Annotated in this window: 15 protein-coding genes and 1 pseudogene; 15 read left to right on the top strand and 1 reads right to left on the bottom strand. The window is 38.0% G+C overall.

Annotated elements, in window-relative coordinates:
• The first annotated feature begins 327 nt into the window (after positions 1-327).
• The 15 genes and pseudogenes from BM084_RS19105 (at position 328) to BM084_RS19495 (ending at position 14,257) form a co-directional block, all read left to right on the top strand.
• Entirely contained in the window at positions 328-492 is a 165-nt protein-coding gene (locus tag BM084_RS19105) for a hypothetical protein (RefSeq protein ID WP_166636578.1), read from the top strand.
• 647 nt (positions 493-1,139) lie between these two features.
• Complete coding sequence (locus BM084_RS19660) at positions 1,140-1,319, top strand: helix-turn-helix domain-containing protein (protein ID WP_339654132.1); 180 nt, start codon at positions 1,140-1,142, stop codon at positions 1,317-1,319.
• Between the two features lie 119 nt (positions 1,320-1,438).
• Positions 1,439-1,673 (top strand): annotated as a pseudogene (locus BM084_RS04235) (ArsR family transcriptional regulator); the annotation flags it as partial.
• Positions 1,674-1,766: 93 nt separating this feature from the next.
• Positions 1,767-1,952 carry a GDCCVxC domain-containing (seleno)protein gene (locus BM084_RS19380; protein WP_093302947.1) on the top strand — a complete coding sequence of 62 codons (186 nt, stop codon included), beginning with the start codon at positions 1,767-1,769 and terminating at the stop codon, positions 1,950-1,952.
• 76 nt (positions 1,953-2,028) lie between these two features.
• The gene (locus BM084_RS04245) at positions 2,029-2,346 is read left to right on the top strand and encodes a DUF6660 family protein (protein ID WP_243729645.1); all 318 of its coding nucleotides are present in this window, start codon (positions 2,029-2,031) and stop codon (positions 2,344-2,346) included.
• A 114-nt stretch (positions 2,347-2,460) separates the two neighbouring features.
• On the top strand, positions 2,461-6,894 hold the full coding sequence (locus tag BM084_RS04250) for a CusA/CzcA family heavy metal efflux RND transporter (RefSeq protein ID WP_093302950.1): 4,434 nt from the start codon (positions 2,461-2,463) through the stop codon (positions 6,892-6,894).
• Between the two features lie 19 nt (positions 6,895-6,913).
• Positions 6,914-8,137: an efflux RND transporter periplasmic adaptor subunit gene (locus BM084_RS04255; protein ID WP_177195652.1), complete on the top strand. Its 1,224-nt coding sequence runs from the start codon at positions 6,914-6,916 to the stop codon at positions 8,135-8,137.
• Positions 8,138-8,238: 101 nt separating this feature from the next.
• On the top strand, positions 8,239-8,595 hold the full coding sequence (locus tag BM084_RS04260; RefSeq protein ID WP_093302952.1) for a P-II family nitrogen regulator: 357 nt from the start codon (positions 8,239-8,241) through the stop codon (positions 8,593-8,595).
• Positions 8,588-9,004, top strand: a complete 417-nt coding sequence (locus BM084_RS04265) for a Fur family transcriptional regulator (protein ID WP_093302977.1) — start codon at positions 8,588-8,590, stop codon at positions 9,002-9,004. Before BM084_RS04260 ends, BM084_RS04265 begins: the two co-directional genes overlap by 8 nt.
• A 161-nt stretch (positions 9,005-9,165) precedes the next feature.
• The gene (locus BM084_RS04270) at positions 9,166-9,525 is read left to right on the top strand and encodes a SpoIIAA family protein (RefSeq protein ID WP_093302954.1); all 360 of its coding nucleotides are present in this window, start codon (positions 9,166-9,168) and stop codon (positions 9,523-9,525) included.
• A 4-nt stretch (positions 9,526-9,529) separates the two neighbouring features.
• Positions 9,530-12,076: a heavy metal translocating P-type ATPase gene (locus BM084_RS04275; protein WP_093302957.1), complete on the top strand. Its 2,547-nt coding sequence runs from the start codon at positions 9,530-9,532 to the stop codon at positions 12,074-12,076.
• A complete protein-coding gene (locus BM084_RS04280) occupies positions 12,073-12,864 on the top strand; it encodes a cation efflux transmembrane domain-containing protein (protein ID WP_177195653.1) in 792 nt (263 codons plus the stop codon). Before BM084_RS04275 ends, BM084_RS04280 begins: the two co-directional genes overlap by 4 nt.
• A gap of 27 nt (positions 12,865-12,891) precedes the next feature.
• Positions 12,892-13,890: a sodium:calcium antiporter gene (locus tag BM084_RS04285; RefSeq protein ID WP_093302959.1), complete on the top strand. Its 999-nt coding sequence runs from the start codon at positions 12,892-12,894 to the stop codon at positions 13,888-13,890.
• 3 nt (positions 13,891-13,893) lie between these two features.
• Positions 13,894-14,067 (top strand): hypothetical protein, encoded by a 174-nt coding sequence (locus BM084_RS19110; RefSeq protein WP_177195654.1) that lies wholly within the window; start codon positions 13,894-13,896, stop codon positions 14,065-14,067.
• 55 nt (positions 14,068-14,122) lie between these two features.
• Entirely contained in the window at positions 14,123-14,257 is a 135-nt protein-coding gene (locus BM084_RS19495) for a hypothetical protein (protein WP_262506665.1), read from the top strand.
• A 14-nt stretch (positions 14,258-14,271) separates the two neighbouring features.
• Here BM084_RS19495 and BM084_RS04290 read toward each other — a convergent pair.
• Positions 14,272-15,357 (bottom strand): type IV secretory system conjugative DNA transfer family protein (locus tag BM084_RS04290; RefSeq protein ID WP_093302983.1); only part of this gene is annotated, 1,086 nt, incomplete at its 5' end.

A 15,357-nucleotide genomic window follows, 5' to 3' on the forward strand; every position in this document is an offset into this window, starting at 1 on the left:
GGGACCCGGTTTAGGCCGGGTTTTTATTTACGATTTAGCAGGCTATGTTAGTTTTTGAACCTATTTGAAAACTACCTCAATGTTTTTGAGGTCGCAACTGGTCAATTGCCAGTTTGATGCTCTTAATCTATAATATTTTGTGCTTTCGCAGTCCTTAAAAACTACTCTTTCCTTTCACTTTCATATATGCGTTTAAAGTAATTTCAGGGCGGTTTTTTGCCTGAGGTTACTTAATAAAATTAGGACGATCATATCTTTTGATTCTTAGCTAATTATAAGAAATAACTCTTAACTGGACAATTTTACCAATCATATAAATATAATATAATGAGTGCAAATAGAAGAGATAGAAGAAAAAATAAAAACCGGAAAAAGACAAAATACAAGAAAGATACTATTTCTAAAAAAGATAAAATTTATGGTATTCTTGCTTTGGTTATTTTATTTTTCGCAGCCTTATTTGCTGCCATTTCTTTTGCTTTTATGGCTTAGAGTATATATTTAAAACCTAAATTATGATTAATACTCTTTATCGAGTTATCAATTTAAGTTCCATTTTAAATGACCAGAATAATGCGGGTACTTCTAAATAATTTAAGATGTTTGGGCCTAATGAATTTACCTTAAAGACATATTTATATTATATTATGCCACTAATCCACGAATACTTTCTACAATTTATTGGTGGATTCGTGGCTCCTTTGCGCATTTTTGGGCAGACTAAGAATATTCTATGGTCCCGGTAATTAACTTTATAACTCCAACTCTTTATATTAAAAATATGGTGTGTGCACGCTGTATAAGCTCAGTCGCGTTTATCTTAGATAAGTTGAAAATTTCTTACAGTGTCATCAAACTGGGTGAAGTATATTTAGAATAAGAATTAAATGAACAAACAAAAACCTTTTGAAAAAAGAACTTCGGAATTCTGGTTTTAGTCTAAAAACCGATCGAAAAAGTCAACTCATTGAACAAATGAAAAGCCTGGTAGTGGAAAAAATTCACCACTCCAATAAGTTTTTCGATATAAAATGGCCAGAATTTATAAGTGAAAAATTACATCTTAACTATAAGTACCTTAGCTCTTTTTTTCTGCTGTAGAAGGCATAGCATTTGAGTTATACATCATCAACCAGAAAATTGAATGTGTTAAAGAATTCATTGATTATTATAAATTGACTTTAAGTGAGATAGTTTTTAAACTAGATTATAGTAGCGTTGCCTATTTAAGCAATCAGTTCAAAAAAGTAATGGGAATAGCACCCACGCAGTTTAAGAAATCTGTGGACAAACACCGAAAGTCATTGGATGAGATTTGATTAAAGGATTTTAAAAACCAAGGATTGTTTAAAAGTTTACAGTTATTTGCATTATTATTCAAGTATTTTGTTAAATCATACGATAAATATATAATTGTTGTTACTTTGAGTAAAAAAAGATGAGCCTAGAAATAACTTCTCCACGGAATGAAGGGGACAAGAAGCAAATATCGTCTTCCAAGGAAACAATATAATAATTCGGACGGCTTTAAGGCAATAAGCAAAATTCTGTCTCTTGCGGAAAGCGGGGTACGACTGAAAATCCTATTCCTGTTGAACATAGAGAATGAATTGTGCCCTTGCGATATAGCTGACATTCTTAAAATGAGTGTTCCCGCCGTATCTCAGAATATCTGTCTTGACACTAATTGCTGGAACAAGCGATATGGAAATTTAGCAAACAAATAACACAACACGTTATAAGGTAACCGACAAAAGAAAAAGTTAATGGAAACTACTATATTAAAATCAGAAATCACCTATCCTGAATGTGGGCAAAAAAAGAGAAGTAATGTTAGTAGAATCTTGCCAATTTTTTACGAGGGTGGGAATTGTAAAACGGTTTTAAAACCAAAAGGAGGTATTTGTTGTGTTTACTGTTCATACCGAACTGAATCTTGCCCACCAATTTAAAAAAATAATAGAGGCTGATGGTTTACTTTGCATACCCTGTGCATGCATATTTAATTATCTTTGTAATGTGAAAATAATGGCACTCATATTATCGCTTTATGTACTCGGGCTTAATTTATTAGCCTGTAATGATAATGATACTTCACAATTGAATTCTGATTCAGAAGTAACAGTGATTGCTGCCCAGGATTTAGATTTCGACCATTCACATGATAAAGTAGTGGATTTATGCCCTCCTTTTTGTAGTTGTCATTGCTGCCATGTGCATACAGTAGATTTTGGTTCTTCAAATTTCAAAGCTTTGATTGCGGAAATTCCATCAAAAGCTTTTCTTCATTTTGATAGTTCAGTGGAAGAACCTATACTTTCCTTTTTAGATCCTCCAAAAGTTTAATTCAGTTTTTTTATAGGATAGTTATATCTGAAGTCCTATAACTTCTTCAGACCAGTATATCGACTCTCTCTACTTAGGGAATATCGAGATGTTTAACTGAATTAATTTTTTTATATGATCAATAGAATCATTTCATTTTCCATTAATAATAAATTTATTATTGGGCTACTCACCTTGGCACTTATAGGAACGGGTATATGGTCCATGTCCACCGTAAATCTGGGATCGGTACCAGATATTACCAACAACCAGGTTCAGGTGATCACCCAATCACCTAATCTTGCTACAGAAGACATTGAACAATTTGTAACCTATCCCGTAGAACTTTCGATGGGTAATTTACCTGGGGTTACAGAGATTCGCTCTATCTCACGCTTTGGCCTTTCGGTAGTTACTATTGTTTTCAAAGATAATATGGGGACCTATCTCCCACGTCAACTAGTACAAGAAAAACTTAACGAATTGGGAGAGACCATTCCTGATAAATTTGGAAGTCCTGCTATGGGCCCCATTTCAACCGGATTAGGTCAAATTTATGAATACACCATAAAGCCAAAAGAAGGATACGAAACTGAATATTCCCCCCTGGAACTGCGAACTATTCAGGACTGGATAGTCAAGCGACAACTTACCTTACTCGAAGGTGTAGTGGAAGTGAATTCTTTTGGTGGTTCCATAAAGCAATATGAGGTAGCAATCAACCCAGAGAAATTAAACAGTATGGGTATAAGTATCTCTGAAGTTTATGAGGCGCTGGCACGGAACAATGTGAATACCGGTGGGGCTTATATCGAGAAAAATAAAATGTCAAATTTTATTAGGGGTGAGGGCTTAATCCGTTCACTGGAGGATATCAAGAAAATTGCGATTACCACGGAAAATGCAATCCCAATAACGATTGGTGATGTTGCGGAAAATGTTCAGTTTGGTAATCAGGTACGTTACGGAGCTTTTACCCAGGATGGGGAGGAAGCCGTTGGAGGAATCATCATGATGCTGAAAGGTGCGAATCCCAACGCGGTCATTCAGGATGTCAAGGATCGTATGGCTGAAGTCGAGAAGTCCCTTCCTGAAGGTTTGACCATAGCACCAATAATTGATCGAAGTGAGTTAATAGCACGAACAACCGACACCGTTAAAACAAATTTACTGGAAGGTGCTTTAATCGTGATTTTTGCCCTGGTGATATTACTAGGTAGTTTAAGAGGTGGACTTATAACCGCTACTACCATCCCATTATCACTTCTTTTTGCTTTTATATTAATGAGGCAATTCAATGTCTGGGCCAATCTAATGAGTTTGGGAGCTATTGACTTTGGAATTATTATAGACGGTGCTGTGATTATCATTGAGGGTACAGTATATGAAATACAAAAACGAATTAGGTCTGGAAAAGTAAAATTCAATCAGGCGAAAATGGATGAGGTAGCCTATGATGCCGGAAGTACGATGATGGGTTCTGCATTTTTTGGACAAATTATCATTCTTATCGTATTTACACCCATTCTTTTTCTTACCGGGGTCGAAGGTAAAATGTTTAAGCCGATGGCGTACACTTTCGGTTTTGCCATGATAGGTGCTATCTTCTTATGTCTTACCTATGTACCTATGATGTCGGCCTTATTTATGAAACCAATTCAGAATAAAAAGAACTGGTTTGGAAAATTTGAACGCTGGCTGGAGAAAATAAGCGATAAGATAATTGGCGGAATACAAAAAGTTTATATGCCTTTATTGAAAGGAGCATTAAAACTGAAATTGATGGTTATAGGATCTGCGGTAGTACTGCTTGTTTTAGCCGGTTTTCTTTTTTCCAGAATGGGAGGAGAATTTGTTCCTCAACTTGATGAAGGGGATATCGCCATGCAGGCATTAATAAGACCAGGAAGTTCATTAACAGAGTCCATAGAAGTTTCTAAAAAAATAGAGAACATACTCTTAGAAAACTTTCCTGAAATTAAAACGGTAACGGCTAGGATTGGAGTAGCTGATATTCCCACAGATCCCATGCCAATGGATATTGCCGATATGTACCTAATCCTGGAAAAAGACAAAGACAAATGGGAATCTTCTGAAACTAAGGAAGGGCTTATTGAACAGATCAAGGAAAAACTAAATGAAGATCTTATAGGGGTTAATTTAGTGTTTACGCAACCCGTAGAATTGAGATTTAATGAGTTATTAGAAGGGGTTCGAGAAGATATTGCGGTAAAGTTATATGGTGAAGATTTAGAAGTATTGTCAGAAAAGGTGCAGGAAATGGCTAATATTATCCAAACCGTACCTGGTGCAGGAGATGTGAATGCTGAAAGAACCTCCGGTCTACCACAAATGACAGTTAGATTTAACCGTGATAAAATTGCCCAATACGGACTGGACATTCAGAAAGTTAATGATTATATAAGTACTGCTTTTGCCGGAGGAACGGCCGGGGTGATCTTTGAAGGTGAAAAACGATTCGATTTAGTTGTAAGGTTTGATGAAAACCATAGAAAGAATATTAATGACTTACGAGGAATGTATATCGACCTGCCAGATGGAACCCAGGTACCAATCAAAGAAATAGCAGATATTGAATATGTTCTTGGACCTATGCAAATTTCGAGAGATGACACCTACAGAAGAACCTATGTGGGTGTAAATGCACGGGGAAGGGATGTGGAATCTGTGGTTAACGACATCCAGCAAAAATTAGATGAGGAATTAGAATTGCCACCCGGTTATTATATTACTTATGGAGGGGAGTTCGAAAACCTTCAGAATGCCAAAGATCGATTAGTGATTGTGGTACCGATAGCCTTATTTCTGATTTTCGTGCTTCTGTATTTTGCCTTAAAATCTTTCTCGCAATCTATCATGATCTATATGGCGATACCATTGGCTGCTATCGGAGGTGTTTTTGCCCTTTGGTTAAGAGGTATGCCATTTAGCATTTCCGCAGGTGTAGGCTTCATTGTTCTGTTTGGTGTTGCAGTTTTAAACGGACTGGTACTAATAAATAGATTCAATTCTTTGAAAGAAGAAGGAGTAACCAGTATAAAAGATAGAATTTTTACAGGAACCAAAGAACGAATACGACCTATTATGTTAACAGCAACAACAGATATTTTCGGTTTTTTACCAATGGCATTCTCCACATCTGCAGGTGCAGAAGTTCAACAACCACTTGCTACGGTGGTTATAGGTGGTATGCTTACGGCTACCTTGCTTACGCTGGTTGTATTACCAGTGTTATATACCCTCGTGGAGAGAAGACGTGAGAAGAAGGAACAGAACAATCTAGGTTCTTCCAATACGCGATCTTTAGCTACGATTTTGATAATTGGCTTGATGTTAGGCGGAACCTTTTCCGTAAATGCACAATCTGATGCTGTTTCATCTGAATATCCACAACAGGATACTTTACAGACCATAAGTTTGACAGAAGCCCGCGAAATAGCCATCAAAAACTTTCCTCAGCTAAAAGCCGCCCAGCTTGAAATTGAAAGTGAAGAAGTACTGCGTAAAACCGCTTATGATTTTGGGAATACCCAAATCTTTACTGGAAAAGAAGAGGTAGGAAATGGTTCTGATGGAATCTATACTCAAATTGGTGTTCAACAACAAGGCATAGATGTTTTTGGAATTGCCCCCCGGTTAAAATTGCAAAAAGAAAAGGCGGCCCTTGCTGAAAATGCTTTAGAACTAAATACCTTAGAAGTGGAACGTGAAGTAAGCAGGGCCTGGTCTTCAGTTTATACAAGTAAAAAGAGGTATCAGGTATATAAGAAAATGGATTCAATTTTTGAAGACATTGAAAGAGCTGCACGAATCAGGTATGAAACAGAAGCTACCTCTAAACTGGAATACCTTGCTACCTCCAACCAGGGAAACGAAGTAAAAATACAACTGGAACAAGCTTATCGAAATTACCTGAAATCATTGCAGCGTTTAAACTTATGGTTTGTTAGTGATACGATCTATGATGTACCAGATTTACCCGCTGAAGCATTAGATGAACCTTTAAATTTTCTGACAGAGTCACTCAAAACCCACCCGGCTCTTGAGGTTTCAGAACAGAGAGTTAATGTTGCAAAAGCCTTAACCAGAGAACGGAAATCTGAATTTCTACCAAAATTTCAGGGACAGTATGCCAGGCAGGAAATTAATGGGCAATCGGGTTTCTTCCAATATCAAATAGGAATTCAAATTCCTTTATTCCTTGGACCTGAATTAGGCCGTACCCAGGAAGCACAAGTAAATCGAAAGATTGCAGAGCAAAATTTTTACCAGGATAAACTCGAGCTGGAAACTGCATATAAAAATATGCGGGAAGAATTCATCAAATGGAGAAATTCATGGAATTATTATAAGGATGAAGCGCTTCCCTTGGCTAAAGAGCAACAGGAAGGAACTGTATTGGCATTTAAAGAAGGTGCTATAGATTATGTAACCTTCCTTCAAAATATAAGAGATGCCATTAGAATCGAGGTAAATGCCTGGAGTGCTTTTGATAATTATCTCGAAAGCCGTTATCAACTCGAATATTACCTCGAAAAATCAAACTAAAACTAGAAAGAAAAACGATATGAATAAAAGATCAATAAATATTCTAATGCTCGCCCTATCATTCAGCCTGTTCTTTGGGTGTAAAGAAAATTCTGATACATCAGAAACTACTTCTCACGAAACTGAAGATTCAACTACGAATGAAAAAGAACCTGAAAGAGAAGAAGGCGGGATGCGCTCGGTTTATCTTTCAGAAATGAAATTCAATAGTTTAGGGGTCAAGGTGGACACCTTACCAAATAAAGCATTATCTGGAATAGTAGAAGCAAATGGACAATTAGAGGTTCCTCCTCAATATGAAGCTACCGTTACAGCTGTATTAGGGGGTAATATTAATTCAATAAAAGTTATTGAAGGGGATAAGGTAAATAAAGGTCAGGTACTGGCGTATCTATCCCATCCCAATTTAACTAAAATGCAAACAGATTATATCAATGCCTATAACCGGATGCAGTTCTTGGAAAAAGAATTTGAAAGACAAAAACGTTTGTATGAGGCAGAAGTTGGTTCCGGGAAAACTTTTCAACAAACACAGGCAGATTTTCAGTCGGTAAAGGGAGAGGTGAGTGGTTACGAATCCCAATTAAGGCAGTTAAATTTAGGCGCTTCCCAAATAAGAAACGGCACCCTCTACGAATACGTGCCTATAGTTAGTCCTATTGCTGGCTATATAGAAAAAGTAAAGGTTCAAATTGGCCAATATGTGGAACCTCAAACCAGCATGTTTATGGTGGTAGATAATGAGCATGTTCATGCCGATCTAATGGTTTTCGAAAAAGATATTTATAAGGTGAAGGAAGGTCAAAAGATTTCTTTTAGGCTGGAATCAGTCCCCGGAAGTAATCTCACAGGAAAAATATATTCAGTGGGGAAGCAATTTGAACAAAATCCTAAAGCGGTGCATATTCATGCAGAAATAGATAATAAGGAAGATTACCTCATTCCGGGAATGTATATCAAAGGAAAAATTAGGACAGGAGAACAAACCGTACCTGCTCTACCGGAAGAGGCGGTGATAGAAGAAGAGGGAAATCCTTACATCTTTACGGCACAAAAACATCAGCAAGAGGGTAAAACAGAATGGGAATTAAAACCGGTGCAGGTAAGAACGGGGATCAATGAAGATGGATGGGTAGAAATTAAACTGTTGGAGCCCCTTCCAGAAGGTACTTTAGTTGCGTATAACAATGCCTATTACCTGGTATCTGAAATGCAGAAAAGCCAAACCTCTCATGGTCATTAAATTGAGCTTTAAAAATTTAGATGGATGGGCTCTCTGTAAAATGTTTGTCTTAAATAAAATTCCAGAGGGTTCATCCTTAATAAAGAATTAATAAAAAAGCGATGAAAGAAATAAAAGCATTTATAAAACCAAAACGGGTTCAAAAAGTGATAGAATCCCTTAGTGAAAGTGGATTCAAAAGTATGACACTGTCTCAGGGGGAAGGTACCGGGGCATTTAAAGCAAAAGGCGCGTCGCCTTCTTTGGATTTCCGTGTAACCGACAGTCCGGTGGTAAAGTTGCAACTGGTATGTCAAAATGAAGAAGCACAATCAGCAATAGATATTATCCTTGAGAATGCTAAAACAACTGAACCCGGTGACGGAATCATTTACCTTTCCGATATTGAAGATGCCTTCCGAATTAAAACTGGAGAATCTTTGAAACGATCTGGATTAAAAAACGATGGAAATGAGTGATATCGAAAAAATTTTAGAGGCACATGAAGTTCGGCCAACAGCCATGCGTATCCTGATCTATAAATTCATGGCTAAAAAAGACAGAGCTGTAACGCTTACCGAAATTGAAAATGCCTTTGGAAAAGCAGATCGGGCTACATTATCTCGAACAATCCGCACATTTGAAGCAAAGGATATTGTACATCAAATAGATGATGGTACAGGGATACCAAAATATGCGCTCTGTGAAAGTGATTGTAATTGCGAAGTAGAACAGGACTTACACATCCACTTTCACTGTAATAATTGTGATGAAACTGTTTGTTTGACCGATCATAAAATTCCGCATATAAACCTACCAGAGGGATATATGGCAGAAAATGTAAACCTGGTAGTAAAGGGAATATGTGAGAAATGTAGTGGCGATTAATTATACTTTGTTGTTTCTCCAATAAAGTTCAGCAAATAAACTTACCGGATAAATATGAAATAACCGGTGTAAATTTGGTATTAAAAGGATGTGTGTAAAATATATAAAAGCAAATATTTTAAATTACAGCAAAGATCGATCTCTCATAAAAATTTAAAACAATGATACGAATCAAAAATGTCGAAAAAAGCAATTTGATATACGCTTCAATAAGCGGTAAGATCACTAAGGAGGATATTGAGAAAATCCATCCTTTGATACATAATATTGTCAAAAGTGGGGATAAGGTGGATTTCTTTTTCGAACTAATTAACTTTAAAGGTTATGATCTAAAAGGTCTTTGGGCAGATTTGAAAGTTGATACCGCCCATATTTCAGATTATGGAAAAATGGCGTTTGTGGGTGAAAAAGAATGGCAGCAATGGGCTGCTAAAGCCACTGATTTTTTTACAAGCTCGGAAGTTAAATTTTTCGACCTTAATGAAAAGGAAGAAGCTAAAAGATGGATATTAAACCAATAGGGATATGAAAAAGCTACAACTAAAAATTCCGGTATTGTTACCCCAGGTGCCTAATGAAAAAGACACTTGTGTGCAAAGGCTTATTAGGGATTTAGAATCCGAAGAGGGTCTTGAAAAAGTACATATAACAGATGATCAGCAAGACAGGGTGCCGGAACTGTGCTTTCACTATGACCCGGACATTATCTCCATTGACCGAATTCAATCTTTGGCGGAAAATGCAGGGGCAAAAATTACAGAAAAATATGGTCATCTTCTTTTAGAGGTTGAGGGGATTAGACATACCCGCCATGCAAGAACTATAGAAAAGAGTCTGCTAGATATCGAAGGCGTTTTGGAAGCTTCCGCCAATGCCGGAGGAATGATCCGCCTGGAATATGACAAGCGTGAGACCAGTTTTGAAGGGATAAGAGCAAATCTCGAAAAGGAAAACCTACAAGTTAAAAAAAGCTCCTCTGGTCATGAAAATGGTTTTGAATTTACAGAAAAAGCTTCTAAGAAATTAAGTAAACAAGATAAATGGGGCAAAGAACACAGCCATAAAGATAAGAGTGTCCAGAATCCTAAAGAAGCTGATAGCCACGGGGACGGGGAAGAACATTCACACGCCCACGGAGGTATTTTTGGAAAAAATACAGAACTTATATTTGCAATTATTTGTGGTATTTTACTGGGGATAGGATTTGGTTTATCCTTTGTTGATTCAGTTCCCCAATGGGTTAGCCTTGCGCTTTATATTGGAGCCTATTTATTTGGAGGATTTTATACCGCGAAAGAAGCTGTAGAAACTGTAGCCAAAGGTGGTTTTGAAATTGATTTTCTCATGCTGGTCGCAGCTATTGGAGCGGCTATACTAGGGGAATGGGCAGAAGGGGCCTTGTTGTTATTCCTTTTTAGCCTGGGGCATGCCCTGGAGCATTATGCAATGAACAAAGCACGAAAATCTATAGCCGCATTGGCAGAACTAGCGCCAAAAACAGCTTTGCTCAAAAAAGATGGTGAAACGGAAGAAGTTGGTATCGAAAAACTAAATATTGGCGATATCATTGTGGTGAAACCTAATAGTAAAATATCAGCAGATGGAGTAGTGGTAGATGGGAAGAGCAGTGTAAATCAGGCTCCAATAACCGGGGAGAGTGTACCGGTAGATAAAGTTCCCGTAGAAGATGTTGAAAAGGATTACTCAGAGGTAGATGATATCAAAGATGAAAACCGCGTTTTTGCCGGAACTATCAATGGGAACAGTACTTTGGAAATTAAAGTGATCAAAGCAGCTAAAGATTCTACTTTGTCAAGGCTGGTCAAATTGGTTAATGAAGCCCAGACCCAAAAATCACCTACTCAGTTGCTCACCGATAAATTCGAAAAATATTTTGTGCCGTCCGTCCTTATTTTGGTTGGCATTCTTTTATTCGCGTTCTTAGTAATTGACGAGTCATTTAGCGCCAGCTTTTACCGGGCAATGGCGGTACTGGTAGCTGCAAGTCCCTGTGCGTTGGCAATCTCCACTCCAAGTGCCGTATTGAGTGGAGTGGCCAGAGCGGCCCGCGGCGGGGTATTAATCAAAGGGGGACGACCCCTGGAGGATCTGGGAGAATTAACCGCCCTGGCTTTTGATAAAACCGGGACTCTAACGGAAGGAAAGCCAAAACTTACACAAGTAGTACCACTTGGGGAAAATTCAGAAAATGAATTGCTCAAAATAGCAGTAGCCGTGGAAAGTTTGAGTGATCATCCCCTGGCAAAAGCTGTAGTTCGTGATGGAAAGGAGCGCATGGAAGGCGAGGAAATCCCAGATGCCTCCAACCTGGAAGCGGTTTTGGGTAAAGGTATTAAAGCGACTTTAGGAAATGATAAGATTTTTATTGGGAACCTTGATTTATATGAAGAGCTGAATGATCATATTCCATCTGAAGAAATAACTACGAAAGTCCGTGACCTTGAAGGTGGAGGGAATACTACCATGCTAATTCGAAAAAATGAAAAATATATTGGTATTATCGCCTTAATGGATACTCCTCGGGAGGCAGCAAAAAAGACGCTTTCTGAATTGAAAGAAATAGGAATTAAACGAATGATCATGCTTACCGGCGATAACCAAAATGTAGCTGATGCCGTGGCAGAGGAAATAGGCTTGACGGATGCCTGGGGGAGTTTACTGCCAGAGGAAAAAGTGGAAGCAATAAAAAAACTGAAAGAAAAGGAATCTAAGGTAGCAATGGTAGGTGATGGTGTGAACGATGCCCCTGCCATGGCAAATAGCACGGTGGGAATTGCCATGGGAGCTGCTGGTAGCGATGTTGCCCTGGAAACGGCGGATATTGCCCTCATGGCCGATAAGTTGGAAACCCTCCCTTTTGCCATCGGACTGAGTAGAAAGGCAAAGGCTATAATCAAGCAGAACCTTTGGGTAAGTCTGGGAATTGTAGCTTTGCTTATTCCTGCTACCATTTTTGGTTTCGCTAACATAGGAGTGGCGGTAGTTATACACGAAGGTTCCACACTTTTGGTAGTTTTCAACGCTTTAAGACTTTTAGCTTATAAAAAATGAACAAAAGCGTTTTTATAGTCAGTAAAATGGACTGCCCTTCCGAGGAGCAGATGATTAGGATGAAACTGGAATCTTATGAACAGATAAAATATCTGGACTTTGATATTCCCAATCGAAAACTTGAAGTGTATCATCGGGAAGGGATTGAGGCTATTCATTCCTCGCTTTCAGAATTAAAATTAGGCGATAAATTTATAGGATCAGAACAGGCGGAAGTTCCTGTTGGGGAAAACGAAACCAAACAAAAAAATATTCTTTGGTGGGTGTTGGGTATTAATTTTGGGTTTTTTCTTGTTGAAATGATCACCGGCTGGATATCTTCTTCGATGGGCCTTATTGCAGATTCGCTCGATATGCTGGCAGATTCGATCGTATATGCGCTAAGTTTATTTGCAGTAGGTGGTGCCGTTTCAAGAAAAAAGAAGGTCGCGAAATTTAGTGGGTACTTTCAAATGTTACTGGCGACTCTTGGATTTATAGAAGTCTTGCGCAGGTTTTTTATGAGTAGTGAAACTCCCTTATTTCAATGGATGATTATAATTTCTTTTTTAGCACTTGCCGGAAACTTAATCTCATTATGGCTAATCAACAAGGGTAAAAGTAACGAAGTCCACATGCAAGCTAGTGCCATTTTTACTTCAAATGATATTATCGTGAACGGCGGTGTAATTTTGGCGGGAGTTTTGGTTTATTTTTTAGGAAGTAAATGGCCAGATTTGATCATTGGAGGTATTGTCTTCACATTTGTGATGCGTGGGGCGATTAAAATATTGAAGCTTTCACGATGAGAGTAATATAAAAAAAGAACGATAAAAATGAATGTCTGGTTGTGGATAGGCGTTTTAATACTTGCGGCGTGGGCTGCTCATTGGGGGGCTGATCAACTTCTAACCCCCTTAAAAATGCTTCGTAAACAGTGGGGTCTGACGGCTTCTGCCGGAGCCGCTTTTCTTGCAATTGTAACGGCAAGTCCCGAAGTGGCAATAAATATTACTAGCGCCGCCCGTGGTGTATCTGATATCGGGTTGGGAAATTTGCTGGGTTCCAATATAATTTCCATCCCACTCATGGTAACCATTGCCTATTTCGCTTCCAGAAAGAAATTTAAAAACAACAAGGAGCATCAAAAACATTTGGATGCCAACCTGCTGGCTCTAAACAAACGTTCCGTTGCGGTATTATCTATACCCTACCTGGTAATTATCGCTTTAGTGGCTATACTAACACTACCAAAAGCATGGCGGGGATTACAACCTATTGATGGGTGGATAATGCTGGCGGCCTATGCTGCCTTTTTAACGCACGCCATTATAAAAGGCAGGGAAAAGGGCGAAAATGTTGAATGGGATAAAAAGAAGGTATGGTTATCAGTAGCCGGAGCTATGGCTATAGCTTTGGGTGCTTTTTTTATTGTTAAGGCTACGGAAAATATTGTTTCGGTGTTGAACATTTCTGAAATTGTTGGAGGGCTGTTTATTACCGGAATAATGACGACTGCCCCAGAAATATTTAAAACTTGGAGTGTGGTAAAAGGAGGTGAAGTGACCGCGGGAACCACGAGCGTGATTGCAGATAATGCCGTTACCATGACGATAGCATTTTTTCCTTTGGCATTGGTAACAACCCCTATCGAAGATTTTCAATTGTTCTGGGTTAACCTGGCTTTTGTAGGGTTGATGCCACTTTTATATTCATTATTTGTACATCAAAGCAAGGAGCTTCACGGGTTCAGCAAATGCCAAATATTCGTTTTCGATGCGGCGTATATCGTGTATCTATTGACTATGGTCTTTTTTGTTTTAAAACTATTTTAAAAAATGAAGGAGGATTTATTTAAGGATTACCAGGAGAGACTCAATATGCTGGATGAAAAAATTAGAGTAGTAGCATTAAATTATGCGAGGGATTTCTATTTGAACAAAAATTGTTCAAAAGAAGAAGCTATTGAACGTGGAATAACTAAGACTGAAATAGCCAATAGAAGGTTATGATTTTTTAGGATTAAAAGAAATTATGAAATGAACCTTTGAATAATTTAAAACCAGTTTGGATGAGCTCGATCCTGAAATAAAAGAAAAAACACTAGAAATAGCAAAAAAACTGGTTGTTGAAAAAGGCTATTCTAGAGAAAATGCCATAAAACAAGGGATAATGAAAGCCGAAGAATGGTTTTATGAGTAATTTCAAATTCTAATTCAGCTTTTCTTTTCCTTAAAGGCCTTACAAATATTACGTACCTCCCTATATATTTTTATATAATTTTTATTGATTTCCTCATCTGAAAAGAATTGCCCTCCTTCAGGCAGTTCCCTTTCAATTAGCTGCTGCTTAAAATGTACTTTTTTATCCTTCCCATCGGCGTATGTGATAAACTCGCCTTGTTTTAAACCAAAAAACACATTCGCTCTTACTTTGTAAATTTCTTTTTCGCCCGTTGATATTTTAGTATCGAAATCTAAACCGGTACCCCGCATTACTGTTTTTGTTTCATCCTTAATAATTTCGAAAAAGCGTTCATAAAACCTTGCAGTGTCTGGATCATTAACTTTTCCGAAGAATTGATAAGATAGATTGCTTAAAATAGCCTTACTGGCTTTGTCTCCATACATCATATCATTCTGAATCTTATCCTGCATCACATAAACGGTTGCTATATCATAGCTTCTAAGAGTGGCTGGAATACGATGCATATTTAATAACCTTATAGTTGGCGCTTCTTCAATAAGTAGGAAAGATGATTTGGAATGCCTCACGCTCATTTGTTTTACAATAGTATGCATTACCGTAGCGATCACCGGGGAATAGGAGGAATCGTATTTGGGATTATTTACAAGCGAGATTACCACCGGGTTATCTTTATTATTAATATTTAGCGGAATATCATCTGCAGCCAACGCCATAAAAATCCGTTTACTGCTAATTTTCATCAAAGCTGTTGAAAGGGTACTCTTTACCCCCGCAGTTTGTTTTTCGGAATCTTTACCGCTTATAAAAGCATCTGCAAATGCCCGTGAAGTTTGGTTTGATTTTAAAAAACCAATAAGCTCATCGGTGTCCAAATATTGATAAATCGCAATGAGGTGAGGGAGGGTACAAAATTTCGGAAATGAAACCTTTAGTTTCCAAATTAAACCGGAGATTAGTCCTTGCGCAGCATCATTAAAAAATTTTCCTACGCCTACCGCACCCGATTCTTTTTGTTCCAATAGGTTCTCAATCAAGACACGAGAAACCTCATTAATATCTTCTTCATTCTCCATATACCGCGGTGCAATAGGATT

The organism is Salegentibacter agarivorans (genome assembly GCF_900113135.1).
In the GTDB taxonomy this organism is placed as follows: Bacteria; Bacteroidota; Bacteroidia; order Flavobacteriales; family Flavobacteriaceae; genus Salegentibacter; species Salegentibacter agarivorans.

What these genes read in the sequence shown, in the direction of transcription:
- BM084_RS19380 (WP_093302947.1), top strand. Translation starts at nt 1,767, where the DNA reads ATGGAAACTACTATATTAAAATCAGAAATCACCTATCCTGAATGTGGG.
- BM084_RS19110 (WP_177195654.1), top strand. Translation starts at nt 13,894, where the DNA reads ATGAAGGAGGATTTATTTAAGGATTACCAGGAGAGACTCAATATGCTG.
- BM084_RS04250 (WP_093302950.1), top strand. Translation starts at nt 2,461, where the DNA reads ATGATCAATAGAATCATTTCATTTTCCATTAATAATAAATTTATTATT.
- BM084_RS04275 (WP_093302957.1), top strand. Translation starts at nt 9,530, where the DNA reads ATGAAAAAGCTACAACTAAAAATTCCGGTATTGTTACCCCAGGTGCCT.
- BM084_RS04260 (WP_093302952.1), top strand. Translation starts at nt 8,239, where the DNA reads ATGAAAGAAATAAAAGCATTTATAAAACCAAAACGGGTTCAAAAAGTG.
- BM084_RS04265 (WP_093302977.1), top strand. Translation starts at nt 8,588, where the DNA reads ATGAGTGATATCGAAAAAATTTTAGAGGCACATGAAGTTCGGCCAACA.
- BM084_RS04270 (WP_093302954.1), top strand. Translation starts at nt 9,166, where the DNA reads ATGATACGAATCAAAAATGTCGAAAAAAGCAATTTGATATACGCTTCA.
- BM084_RS04285 (WP_093302959.1), top strand. Translation starts at nt 12,892, where the DNA reads ATGAATGTCTGGTTGTGGATAGGCGTTTTAATACTTGCGGCGTGGGCT.
- BM084_RS04280 (WP_177195653.1), top strand. Translation starts at nt 12,073, where the DNA reads ATGAACAAAAGCGTTTTTATAGTCAGTAAAATGGACTGCCCTTCCGAG.
- BM084_RS19105 (WP_166636578.1), top strand. Translation starts at nt 328, where the DNA reads ATGAGTGCAAATAGAAGAGATAGAAGAAAAAATAAAAACCGGAAAAAG.
- BM084_RS04255 (WP_177195652.1), top strand. Translation starts at nt 6,914, where the DNA reads ATGAATAAAAGATCAATAAATATTCTAATGCTCGCCCTATCATTCAGC.
- BM084_RS04245 (WP_243729645.1), top strand. Translation starts at nt 2,029, where the DNA reads ATGGCACTCATATTATCGCTTTATGTACTCGGGCTTAATTTATTAGCC.